General features: G+C 64.9%; 9 protein-coding genes. 4 read left to right on the forward strand and 5 right to left on the reverse strand.

Going from position 1 to position 12,122, the window contains the following annotated elements; genetic code table 11:
- Nucleotides 1–3 precede the first annotated feature (3 nt).
- Together ACVJ5M_RS12590 and ACVJ5M_RS12595 are read right to left on the reverse strand one after the other, a co-directional pair.
- Nucleotides 4–933, reverse strand: coding sequence for a carbohydrate ABC transporter permease (locus tag ACVJ5M_RS12590; RefSeq protein ID WP_063981581.1), 930 nt, complete (start codon nt 931–933; stop codon nt 4–6).
- Nucleotides 934–1,082: 149 nt separating this feature from the next.
- Complete coding sequence (locus tag ACVJ5M_RS12595) at nt 1,083–2,339, reverse strand: ABC transporter substrate-binding protein (RefSeq protein WP_224517445.1); 1,257 nt, start codon at nt 2,337–2,339, stop codon at nt 1,083–1,085.
- A 177-nt stretch (nt 2,340–2,516) separates the two neighbouring features.
- Here ACVJ5M_RS12595 and ACVJ5M_RS12600 point away from each other — a divergent pair, with 177 nt between their 5' ends.
- Nucleotides 2,517–2,690, forward strand: coding sequence for a hypothetical protein (locus tag ACVJ5M_RS12600; RefSeq protein ID WP_155257718.1), 174 nt, complete (start codon nt 2,517–2,519; stop codon nt 2,688–2,690).
- 235 nt (nt 2,691–2,925) lie between these two features.
- Here the strand turns inward: ACVJ5M_RS12600 and ACVJ5M_RS12605 are convergent, their stop codons facing one another.
- Both ACVJ5M_RS12605 and ACVJ5M_RS12610 read right to left on the reverse strand, forming a co-directional pair.
- Nucleotides 2,926–4,593: a SulP family inorganic anion transporter gene (locus ACVJ5M_RS12605; RefSeq protein ID WP_063981583.1), complete on the reverse strand. Its 1,668-nt coding sequence runs from the start codon at nt 4,591–4,593 to the stop codon at nt 2,926–2,928.
- Nucleotides 4,594–4,895: 302 nt separating this feature from the next.
- Complete coding sequence (locus ACVJ5M_RS12610; protein ID WP_063981585.1) at nt 4,896–6,386, reverse strand: caspase family protein; 1,491 nt, start codon at nt 6,384–6,386, stop codon at nt 4,896–4,898.
- Between the two features lie 428 nt (nt 6,387–6,814).
- Between ACVJ5M_RS12610 and ACVJ5M_RS12615 the strand changes: the two genes are divergently transcribed.
- From ACVJ5M_RS12615 to ACVJ5M_RS12625, 3 genes are read left to right on the forward strand one after another with little or no spacing between them, the layout of a single operon-like run.
- A complete protein-coding gene (locus ACVJ5M_RS12615) occupies nt 6,815–7,846 on the forward strand; it encodes a TRAP transporter substrate-binding protein (protein WP_028147675.1) in 1,032 nt (343 codons plus the stop codon).
- A 1-nt stretch (nt 7,847) separates the two neighbouring features.
- The gene (locus ACVJ5M_RS12620) at nt 7,848–9,722 is read left to right on the forward strand and encodes a TRAP transporter large permease (protein ID WP_245328563.1); all 1,875 of its coding nucleotides are present in this window, start codon (nt 7,848–7,850) and stop codon (nt 9,720–9,722) included.
- Nucleotides 9,723–9,734: 12 nt separating this feature from the next.
- The gene (locus ACVJ5M_RS12625; RefSeq protein WP_063981586.1) at nt 9,735–10,712 is read left to right on the forward strand and encodes an NAD(P)-dependent oxidoreductase; all 978 of its coding nucleotides are present in this window, start codon (nt 9,735–9,737) and stop codon (nt 10,710–10,712) included.
- Nucleotides 10,713–10,925: 213 nt separating this feature from the next.
- On the opposite strand, the gene ACVJ5M_RS12630 is transcribed toward ACVJ5M_RS12625, so the two are convergent.
- Entirely contained in the window at nt 10,926–12,092 is a 1,167-nt protein-coding gene (locus ACVJ5M_RS12630; RefSeq protein WP_063981587.1) for an ABC transporter substrate-binding protein, read from the reverse strand.
- Nucleotides 12,093–12,122 lie beyond the last annotated feature (30 nt).

The following is a 12,122-nucleotide window of genomic DNA, read 5'->3' on the forward strand; positions in this document are numbered from 1 at the left end:
GGCTCAGCGGACCTCCACGCGGCGGATGTAGAGAAGTTGGATGATGACGACCAGAAACAGGACCGGAAACATGGCGAGCGAGATGGCAGCGCCCTCGCTTAGGAGGCCGGTGCCGATGCCGATCTGATAGGCGTAGGTGGCGAACAGGTGCGTTGCATTGGCTGGTCCGCCGCCTGTCATCACATAGACGATCTGGAAGTCGGCGAACGTCTGAATCACCGAGAACAGCACCACGACCATGGTCACGGGCAGCAGCAGGGGCCAGGTGATGTGCCAGAACCGCTGCCACGGCCTGGCACCGTCTATGGCGGCGGCCTCGCTAAGTTCGGGACTGATGGTCTGCAGGCCGGCGAGCAGGCTGATGGCGAAGAATGGCACTCCGCGCCAGATGTTGACGATGATGATCGAGATCATGGCGAGGTCTGGATCGCCAAGCCAATTGATCCGACCGCTGATCAAACCGAGATGGTAGAGGAGCCAATTGAGGACGCTAAATGTCGGGTCGAACATCCACTTCCAGGCGAAAGTCGAGAGCACGGTCGGGATGATGAAGGGCAGCAGGATGAAAGCACGGGTGAAAGCCTTGCCGCGGAAATTCCGGTTGAGCAGCATGGCCAGCCACAGCCCGAGCGCCAGCTTGAAGACGGTGGTTACGCCCGTATAAAGAAACGTGTTGTAGACGGAGGTGCGAAAGATCCCGTCATTGAAGATCTTGTAGAAGTTGGCGAGGCCGACGAACTCGCCTGGAACGCCGACGCGCGAGTTGGTCACCGACAACAAGATGCCGCGCAAGAACGGATAGGCGATGAACGTACCGAGCAGCGCCAGGGTCGGCACCAGCAGCACGAATGCGAGCCAACGCTCGTCCTCAAGCAGCCGGATTCTGGGCCGCGGCGCCTGCGGCATGTAGACTTGGGTCTCGGCGATCGCCATCTCGCTTCACCTCTAAGCGCACGCCAACAGACGCGTCATGCGAAACTTTGATCGCGCCGCCTCACAGAGAGACGGCGCACCGTACAAGTCCGAGACGCGGGGCGCGCGGCAGCCACTTCGCAGCCGTGCGACGTGCTGCGCACGTACTTTCAAGAATAGACCTTCTTGAGTTCGACTTCCGCCCATTTCACGGAATCCTCCGCCGGAGCGCCCTGGATCGCTTTGGCGTACATATCTGTGATGATGTATTTGGTGAGCACTTCGGCAGCCTTCTTGCCTGATGAGGGCAGAGGGTACCCGGGCGTCTGACCCAGGAGGCCGGCGATCTTGAAGGGCGCCATGACCTTGTCCTCTTCCCACAACTTGTGTTTCTCCCATTCGTGGGTCGGCGGTGTCGCGAAACCTTTCTGGGAGACGAACCAAGGCTCGTAGTTCGCCTTGGTATGGACCCACTTCAACAACGCCTTCGCACCGTCCTGATTCTTCGAATAGTTCGGAATGACGTGAGAGAAATAGGTGTGCATGGCGAATTGGCCGGCCGGGCCTTTGGGCAACGGCGAGTGCTGGATGTCGGTCTTCAGCTGTGCGCCTTTTTCAGTAATATATTTGTCGGGGTTGCGCAGCGATTCGATGTAGATCGAAGCGCCGTTGAGGGTGGCGCAGATGGTTTGCGACAGGAACGCACGGTTGTTGTTGGTGTCATCCCAGGCAAGCCCGCCCTCGTCGTGGGCTTCCTTCCAGAAAGCCGTCATGAACTTGACGGACTCGATGACCTCTTTCTTGTTGATGTTGACAGTCTTGCCGTCCTTCTCGACCTCGGTGCCGCCCCACGACCACATGTACGGGTAACTGAACGTCGGCGCGTCACCGAACGTGTGGCCGAGCGTCTGACCGATCGGCCGGCCCTGGGCCTTGAGCTTCTTGCCAACCTCGCGATACTTCTCCCAAGTGTCCGGGAAGGTCGATGAGCCGATCTCATCGAACCAGGATTTTCGGTAGGCGATCATGGCGCCGACGATGGTCCACGGCAAAGAGATCCATTTTTGGCCGTCGGCGGAGTTGGACTTGCACAGATCATAATAGCCATCTTCGGCCTCGCTCACACGACCTGCGATGTCGGACAGGTCGATGACGCTCTCCGAATAGATCTGCGGGTGGTTGTTGAAGAGCATGATGATGTCGGGACCTGAGCCCGACTGGATCGCCGAGGTGATGCGCGGCTGCAGGTCGTTGCCATTCACAGTCTCAAGATTGATCTTGATTCCCAGCGCCTTCTCGGCAGCAGGCAGGAGCTCCTTGCGCAATAGCTGATCGGAAGCTGGCACGAAGTCATTCCAACGCAGCCAGTGTACCGTGGTGCCCTGTGCAAAAACGGGAGCCCTGCCAGTGGCCAGGATGCCGGCCATGCCGCCCACAAGCGCCGTGCCGCCCTTGAGGATGTTACGTCGGGTTACCGTCGTCATGCATTCCTCCCTCGGTGTGTCTGAGCTAATATCCTTTGGCCAGTCTAACGCCGGCTTGGAGTCTCTTTCAGTCTATCGCGCCTCCGTGGCCCAACGCATGCGCCCGCGACAACGTCCGCAATGTATTGGCTCGATGATCATTTGGTGGCGTTCCACTTGCAGCGCCGGGGTGGCGAGTTCGCCGCGAACCAGGGGGCGTTCTTCGCGGAGCAGCGGCGCGATTGCATCGCACCCAATCGTAACGGCGATACGATCGGCGGCCTGGATCATGTCGGCGCTGCAGCCAGCGCTTGAACCCTACCGTCATAACGATCCCTCCCGCGCAGCGACGGTATAGCCGCGGCCAAGCGGGTTTTCCCCGTCTTATATGAAGTTCGGTACCGGAAGCTGGCGCGACATCATTGTCGCCCGTCGCAGCAGGAAATCAAGTGCTAGCTTTGACGCGGCGGCCATGGTCTTACTCCGCGAACTGGCCGGCGACCAAAAGTATCGCTCCCTTTTGGGGCGGCGGACCGAGTGAAGGCGGTGGTTATTTCGCCAGCTTGCGCACGGCTTCATCGACGCTGTGGAAGACGTGTTCGCGGGGCAGGGCGTCGAACAGTCTGAAACGTTCGAACGCGTTCTGCGCGCGCACCGATTCCAGCCGCGCCAGTGCGACGGTGACGCCCTGTTCGCTGCACGCCTTGAAGACGTCGAGCAGGATCTGCGCGGCGGTGAAGTCGATCTCGACCATGCCGCTCGCCTCCAGCACCAGCAGTTGCGGCGTCGAGGTGCCGAGCACTTTGGCCACGTCGCTGCGAAAACCCGGCGCGTTGAGGAAGGACAGCGGCGCCTGGAGCCCGATCACGGCGACGCCGGCGATGCGCTCGCCGGTGATGTGCGGATGCGCCGGCCACCAGATCGTGGTGCCCGGCACGCGCTCGAACTCGACGAGCCGCGCGCGCGTCGTGCTCCAGATGCCGTGCAGCAGCGACAGCACGATGCCGAGGAAGGCGCCCTGCTGGATCGGCAGCACGATGATCAGCGCGGCAGTGGCGACGATCAGCAGGAACTCGCTGAACGATTGCCGGTAGATCATGGCGATCTGCTTCACCCGGATGATCCGCAGCGCCACGAACAGCAGGATGCCGCCGAGCGCGGCGTCCGGAACGTGCTGCAGCAGCCCCGTCCCGAACGCGAGCAGCGCCAGCACGATTGCCCCGGCCGCAAGGCCCGCGAGCTGCGATTGTCCGCCGGTCTCGGCGACGATCCCGGTTCGCGGCGGGCTGGCATTGACCGGAAACGCGCCGAACAGGCCGGACAGCACGCTGCCAGCGCCCGCACCGAGGAAATCGCGATCGACATCGGCAGGCTTGTCGGGATCGGACGGGAACGACCGCGTCGTCGCGGCCGTCTGCACCATCACCACGACCGTGATGACGAAGGCGAGCGGCACCAGGCGCACCCACAGCTCCGGTGCAAGGTCAGGCAAGGTCGGTCGCGGCAGCGTGCCCGGCACCGCGCCGACGACGCTGACGCCCTTGCTTTCGAGGCCGAGTGCGATTGTGGCCAGCGTCGCGGCGACGAGCCCGATCAGCGCACCCGGAATTTTCGCGCTGACCCTCTCGGCGATGAAGACCACGGCGAGCACACCGAGCCCGATGCAGAGCGTGAACGGGTTGGTGCGGCCGAGTTCGGTCGCGAGCACGCCGATGCGTTCGAGTGTCGGCCCGCTTGGTGATGGAAGCCCGAGCACGCCCGGCAGTTGCGAGACGATGATGTGGACGGAGATGCCGGCGAGGAAGCCGACCATCACCGGCACGGACAGAAGATTGGCGATGCCGCCGAGGCGGAAAGCGCCGCTGGCCAGCATCATCGCGCCGACCATCAGCGCCAGCGCGATCGCAAGCCCCTGATACTCAGGCGAGCCGGTGGCAGCGAGCGCGGCAAGTCCGCCGGCGAAGATCGGCGTGATCGTGGAATCCGCGCCGCAGGACAGGAAGCGGTTGCCGCCGAGCAGCGCGAAACCGAGCGAGCCCGCCATGAACGCGAAGAAGCCGATCTGCGGCGCAAAACCACCGAGCCGCGCCGTGGCCATCTGCTCTGGGATCGCAATCGCCGCCAGCGTCAGTCCCGCCATGAGGTCGCCGGGCAGGGAATAGGACGCGAGTGACCGGAACAGCGGCCATGAGTTCTTGGCGGGCGCGTCGTGCGGCATCGATATGGAATCCCCGAAAAGGCTGGCGTCGCTCAGACTACAGCATTTCGCGAATGTCCACGATCTGCGTGTCTCGGACGCGGCGCAGCACGTAGTGCTGCGCCGCAGAGCCGGGACCCATCGTGCTACGCCGATTGCTGCCGCGTGGGCCCCGGCTCTGCAGCGCACCGCACCGGACGATGCGTCGCATCGCCGGGAGCGCTGCGCTGCGCCCGGGGCACGCGAGTTGCTGGCCGCTCACCATCAACAGAAATGTCCGCAGGCAGGGCCTGCGGACATCCATTCGCTTGGTGAACTGGGGCTCAGTACCTGCCGCGGTTGTAGTCGCCGCGTCCGTAGCCGCCTCCGCCACGGCCGCCCATGCCCATGCCGAGACCAATCCCGACGCCAATTCCGACGCCCACGGCTTCAGGTGGCGGGCCAGGGGGTGGCGCGCGCTCGTAGATCACTTCGTCGGGCGGCGGCCGGCGCGGCTTCGGCGGCGTCTCGACCACCTTTCGCTTCGGCGGGGTATCGTCGACGCGTTTCTTGATGACGGGCGCCACCGCCGGATTGACCGGCGTTGCCGGTGTCGACGGCGCCGAGCACGGGCAGGTCGGGGCCATTGCGACCGCGACCGGAGCAGGGGCCGCTGCGGCCGCGACCGGCAAGGCATAGTTGCGGTTCTGCACGCGGAGCAGCAGCCGGCGCGCAGTTGCGGCGAGATCGCTGTTGTCCCAATTCGCCAGATAGGCCTCGAACGAAGCGCGCGTGTTGATGGCGGTGGCGCGCTCCCAGGCCAGCATCTGACGCCGGCGCTCCAGGATCGTGCGCAGACGCGGCGTGTAGGAGGCCTGTGCGTAGAGCTCGACATAGGCCTGATACGCCTCGACGGTGTCGTCGGCGATCACCAGCTCATAGGCAGCCTTCGGCTCCTTGCCCTGCAAATCCTTGCGCCAGTCCGCGACGCTGCGCGTGCCGCTGGCGAGTGCCATGGCGGATGCGCCCGGGAGAGCAGGCTGTCCGCCGCTGCTTTCGCCGCCGAAGAACTTGAAGTCGGTCGTCAGCGACGAGCTTTCCCACGGGATCTGCCGCCCGTCGGTCGATTGCGCCACGGCGATGCGGATGCGCTTGAACACTTCCTCGATCGGCAAATTGGGCTGCTTGGCAACGGTCAGCGCCGCCGTGGTGTAGGGGCTGTCGACGCCGGAGCCGTCCTCGGCTTCGGCGCCGGGCGAGGTCGAATAGGAGATGAAGGAGCCGGGCGCGCCGGCTTTGGTGTCGACGATCGCAAGCCCGTGGCCAGCGCCGCTGAGCGCAGGGAACGGATTGTTGCGGCATGCATCTAACATGAAGATGCGTGCCCGCGTCGGCAGCGCGCCGAGCGTGTTGAGCAGATCGTTCAGCCGCACGCCCTGGAGTGGAATGTCGGCCTCGCGCTTGGGATCGAGATCGACCGGCACCAGATAGTTCTCGCCGTCGATCTGGAGGCCGTGGCCGGCATAGAACACCAGTGCGACGGTGTCTGCGCCGCTGGCGCTGACCTTGCCGGCGAAATCGGAGATTGCAGCGCGCATCTCGTTCTGCGCCAAATTGGCCGCCGTGGTGACGGTGAAGCCGGCATTGCCGAGCAGCTCCGTCATGCCCCTGGCGTCGTTGGCTGCGTTGGGCAGCTCCGGCACGGTCCGGTAGGCCGATTGGCCGATCACGAGTGCGAGCCGCGCCTCGGCGTCGGCGTCAGTCGGCGTTATCAACTGCGTGAGCGCGACAAGGCTGGAGGCAAGAAACAAATTGCGAAGGACCGGACGGCGCATGGTGTCACCTCCATCGGCAATGCGCGCGATGATGTCATCATTCCTAGGTCGCCGCCACGCGTCTGTCTGTGCACTGGATCACGCTGCAAGCTGCGGCAAAATGGGGCAGGGCGTCTGCCGGAGCCGCCGGGGCATCGCTCGGGCGGCATCCATGTGAATTGCGCATTGATCCATGCACCAATTGGATTGATCCGTGCTGCTGCGCGAAGCGTCCTGTCGCACATCGGCCCCGAGGCCGATCCGATCGAGAATCCCGGACAAACATGGTTGTTTTGACGGCGCCGATGCCGTCGATGTTCGCAACCCGCCGCTTTGCGACGGCCGGCTGCAACCCTTGCCTGCCCCGTCGCTTTGGCCATACAGTCCGCGCAACAGGCCGTGGCAGCGATCTCGGCCGTAAGCAAGAATATTCGGGGAGAGACCGCGCCATGACCATCGTGCCTGTGAGCCGTCGCACGTTCATCAAGTCGTCGACGGCGGTCACCGCCGGCCTCGTTCTCTCTCCTGCCATCATCGGTCGCGCCGAAGCGGCGACGCTGAAGCTGAAATGCTCCTCCTCGCTGCCGAACGATCCGAAATACGCCAACGGCCGCGTCTACTATGACAACCTCGTCAAGAACCTGAAGGGCAACGGGCTCGGCGAGCAGGTCGAGGTCGCCTTCTTCCCGGACAACCAGCTCGGGCAGGAGATCGACGTCATCAATTCGGTGAAGCTCGGCGTCATCGACCTCATGGTGTCGGGCTCGTCGATCTCGGCCAACCTGGTGCCGCTGGTCGGCACCTTCGACCTCGGCTTTCTGTTCTCGAGCTTCCCGCAGCAGACCAAGGCGTTCGATTCCGGCGCCGCCAAGCCGATCGAGGACGCGCTGCTCAAGAGTGGCAACATCCGCATCATCGCCTGGGCCTATAATTTCGGCTCACGCAGCGTGCTCGCGAGGAAGCCGGTGAAGACGCCGGAGGATCTCGCCGGCCTCAAGATCAGGACGCTGCCGAATCCGGTGATCACGGAATGCCTGCGCCTGATGGGCGCCGCCGCGACGCCCCTGGCCTTCGGCGAGATCTACACGGCGCTCCAGGCCGGCGTGCTCGACGGGCTGGAGCACGATCCGCCGACGATTCTGGCCAGCAAGTTCTTCGAAACGGCAAAATTCTACTCACTGACGCAGCACAATTTCTCGCCGCTCGCGATCTACTTCAGCGACGTGACCTACAACCGCATGGATCCGAAGCTGCGCGAGGGTTTCCTCGATGCCGCCAAGAAGGCCGCGGCCGATACGCGCGCCCATGGGCTTGCGGTCGAGAAGGAGGCGCTGACGGCTTTGACCGAGAAGGGCGTGACGGTGGCCGAATGCGACCGCGAAGCCTTCAAGAAGCGCGTCGCGCCGCAGCACGAGAACTTCATCAAGGCGCGGCCGGAGTCCAAGCCGGTCATCGACATCATCCGCGCGACGCAAGCTTGAGATGACCAAGTCTGAGATGGCGTTGACAGCCGCCGTGCCCCTCTCGGGCGGCCGCCACGGGAGCATTACGCTGCTGCTTCGCCTCAGCGACGCGATTGCGGCCATCCTCCTGGCCGCCGATCTCGTGGTCGTCTGCGCGTCGGTGCTGCTGCGCTTCTGCTTCAATGCGCCGGTCGAATGGTCCGACGACGTCGCGCGCGGCCTGATGGTCGGCTCGGCCTTCTTCGGCGCGGCGAGCGCGCTGGCGCGCGGCGAGAATGTCGGCGTGTCCTTCTTCCGCGATCTGCTGCCGGTGCGGCTGCGCACGCTGGTGGATGCCGCGAGCGCGCTTCTGGTCGTGCTGATCTCCGGCTATGTCGCCTACAACGCGATCAAGCTGGGATCATTGACTTCAGGCCAAACCACCGGGTCCGGCCTGCCGCTGGAGCTGACCTTCTACCCGATGGGCATCGGCGCGCTGTTCATGACGGTGTTCGCGATCGACCAGCTCTGCGCGCGGCCGCTGCCTGACATCGTCAGGGGCCTCGTTGCGGTCGTCATCGTCAGCGGCCTCTATCTCGCCTGGGATTATCTGTCGCCGTCCACGGTGCCGTCAGCGGGTACGCTGATGTTTATCGGCTTCTTCGCAACCCTGTTCGGCGGATTGCCGATCGGGTTCGCGCTGGCGCTGGCCGCGCTGATCTTCATCTGGGTCGAGGGCGCGCTGCCCGGCGTGATCTTCGCCCAGCAGATGGCGCGCGGCATCGACAATTTCGTGCTGCTCGCGATCCCCTTCTTCATCCTCGTCGGCTACCTCATGGAAGCCAACGGCATGTCGGTGCGCCTGATCGAGCTGTTGCAACGCGGTGTCGGCCGTATGCGCGGCGGACTCAACGTCGTGATGGTGGCGTCGATGGTGCTGTTCTCAGGCATATCCGGTTCGAAGATGGCCGACGTCGCCGCGGTCGGCTCGGTGCTGATCCCGGCCGCACGCCGCTCGAAGCAGAATCCGGGCGGCGCGGTGGCGTTGCTTGCCGCATCCGCGGTGATGGCGGAAACCATTCCGCCCTGCATCAATTTGATCATCCTGGGTTTCGTCGCGAACCTGTCGATCGGCGGCCTGTTCGTCGCTGGCCTCCTGCCGGCGGCGCTGATGGCGCTGGTCCTGATCGCGGTGTCCATCATCTTCGGCAAGCGGCCGGCGGATACCGAGGACGTTGCGCCGCAGATGCCGGTGTCTGGCCTTTGGAGCGGCGCGATCGCCTCGTTCGGCCTGATCTTCATGATCTTCTTCGGCTTCAAGAGCGGCTTTGCGACGGCGACGGAGATCTCCGCGTTTGCCGTGGCCTATGCGCTCGTCGTCGGCAGCGTCGTGTTCCGCGAGCTCACCTTTAAGTCGGCCGCACACAGCTTCGTGCAGGGCGCGACGCGTGCGGGGCTCGTGCTGTTCATCGTCGCCGCCGCGCAGTCGCTGGCGTTCACGCTGACCCTGCAGCAGGTGCCGCACGCGGTCGGCGACTTCATGTTGGGATTGTCCAAGACATCAGGGACGTGGCTGTTCATCCTGCTCGCGATCGGCGTGCTGATCGTGATGGGCTCGGTGCTGGAAGGCGCTGCCGCGCTCATCATCTTCGGGCCGCTGCTGCTGCCGGTGGCCGTGCAGCTCGGCGTCGATCCCCTGCATTTCGGCGTCGTGCTGGTCATCGCGATGGGCATCGGCCTGTTCGCGCCGCCGCTCGGGCTCGGACTCTACGGCGCATGCCTGATCGGCAACGTGCCGATCGAGCAGACGGTGAAGCCGATCATGGGCTATCTCGGCCTGTTGTTCCTCTGCCTGCTCGTCATCGCTTTCGTGCCATGGCTCTCGACCGCACTGCCGCGGGCATTCGGCTACTGAAGGAGTCTTGTCGTGAAAGTCTTGCTGGCTCACACGCCGGAGATGCGCCGCAATTACTACGGCGACCGCAGCCTGAATGGCCTGCGCGCGGCCGCCGAGGTGATCCTGCACGAGAGCGACGACACGCTGGACGCGGTTACCCTCGTGCGCGCGGCTGGTGATGCCGACATCATCGTCGCCGATCGCATGACGGAAGGGCGCGGCGAGATCTTTGCGCAACTGCCGCGCCTGCGTGCCTTCGTCCGCTGTGCCGTCGACATCCGTAATGTCGACGTCGATGCAGCCTCGAACGCCGGCGTGCTCGTGACCCGCGCCGGTCCGGGCTTCGTGCAGGCGGTGGCCGAGCTTGCGATCGGCTACATGGTCGATCTCTCCCGCGGCGTGTCCCGGGCGACGGCGGATTACCAGGCCGGCCGCAGGGTCGAGGCGCGGATGGGCCGCCAGCTCGCCGGCAGCCGGATCGGCATCATCGGCTATGGCAGCATCGGGCGCTATCTCGCCGAAATCGCCAAGGTGATGCGCATGGAGGTGCTGGTCTCCGATCCCTTCGCTGATGTCAGCGACGGTTCGATCCGGCAGGTCAGTCTCGACGAGCTTCTTGGGGCTTCCGACTATGTCGTCTGCCTCGCCATCGCCAACGAGCAGACCGAGAATTTGATCGGCGAGGCGGCGCTGGCGCGCATGCAAAAGGATGCTGTGTTCATCAATCTCTCGCGCGGCAATCTCGTCGACGAGGCTGCGCTGGCACGCGCGCTGCGCGAAAACCGCATCGCCGGCGCGGCGATGGATGTCGGCCGCGCGCCCGACCAGATGCCGAGCCCGGAGCTGGCGAGGCTTCCCAACGCTATCGCCACGCCACATGTCGGCGGGCTGACGCCGCAGGCGATCGAATACCAGTCGCTTGAAACGGTGCGGCAGGTCGAGGCGATCGTCAAAGGCGAGGTCCCGCAAGGCGCCGTCAACGCGGAGTGCTGGACGCGCCGGCCTTGATGACTTTCTAGCCGACAGCACAGCTCTCTCCGTTCCCTCCCCCCTTGCGGGGGAGGGGCAGGGAGAGGGGTGCCGCACGGGGATTCCTTCCGTCGCGCACCGAGCGGTGCATCGTCGGCAACAAGCACCTTTTCCTGGGCGACCCCTCTCCCCAACCCTCCCCCGCAAGGGGGGAGGGAGCGCACCTTTTTCGTGGCGCTAGTCGGGGTTAGCCTAAAGCCGATCCACCGCCCTGAACGTCCCGTCCTTCTGGATCACGGTCAAGAACACCTTCGGCGGCGCGTCGGTCATGCGCGCGCCGACGGTGACGATGCTGCCGCTGATGTCGAAGCGGCCGACATCGTTGATGGCGCGCAATAGGCTCGCGCGGGTCGGCTGCGGCCCGGCCTTCTCCAGCGCCGCGGCCGCGAGGCGGCCGGAGAGATAGCCTTCGAGCGACACGAAGTCCGGTGTCAGCGTCGGGTCGAACGCCCTCTGCGCCGCCTGGTAGTCGGCGACGAGCTTTTGCGAGCGATCCCAGGGAAACGGCACGACCTGCGAGACGATGACGCCTTCGCCGTCGGGGCCGAGCTCTCTGGCGAGCGCATTGGCGCCGACGAAGGAGATGTTGACGAAGGTCGGATGGAAGCCGCTGCGATGCGCGAGCTTAATGAACTCCGCGCAAGGGCCGTAGGTCCCGACCATGACGACGGCTTCGGGCTCGGCGCGCTTGATCATGCGCCAGGCCGCGCCGACCGCGCGGGTGTTGCGCTCGAAGGTGCCTTCGGCGGCGAGCTCGAGGCCGCGCCTGGCGAGTGCGCGCTTTACGCCGGCGAGACCGTCGCGGCCGAAGGAATCGTCCTGGTAGAAGATGCCGATGCGGGTGAAGTGGCGATCCTCGGTGAGGTGCTTGACCCAGGCCTCCGCTTCAGCGCCATAGCTTGCGCGAATGTTGACGACGTTCGCAAGCTCGAGGTCGCGCAGGAATTCGGCACCGCTGAACGGACCGATGAAGGGAATGTTCCTGGTACTGGTGATCGGTATCGTCGCCATCGCGGTCGGCGTGCCCACCGCGCCGATCAGCGCGAACACCTTGTCGTCCTCGATCAGCCGCAGCGTCTGCGCCACCGAGCGGTCGGGATCGTAGCCGTCGTCGCGGCTGATGAGCTGGAGCCTGCGGCCGTGGACGCCGCCCTTTTCGTTGATCTCGGTGAATGCCGCGACGATGCCTTGCCGCATCCGCTGTCCGAGCGCGGAGGAGGGGCCTTCGAGCGCGGCCGCCTGGCCGAACAGAATCGCATCGTCGCTGACGCCGACCTCGTCGCCTTTCGCTGCAGGATTGGCCGCGGCGAGTAGCGCGACGGCCAGAGCGACGCAGGCCGCTGATCGCGATCGTGTCATGAGGATGTTTGCCGGATAAGGGAATACCTG

The sequence above is a fragment of the Bradyrhizobium sp. S3.7.6 genome, from assembly GCF_054061875.1.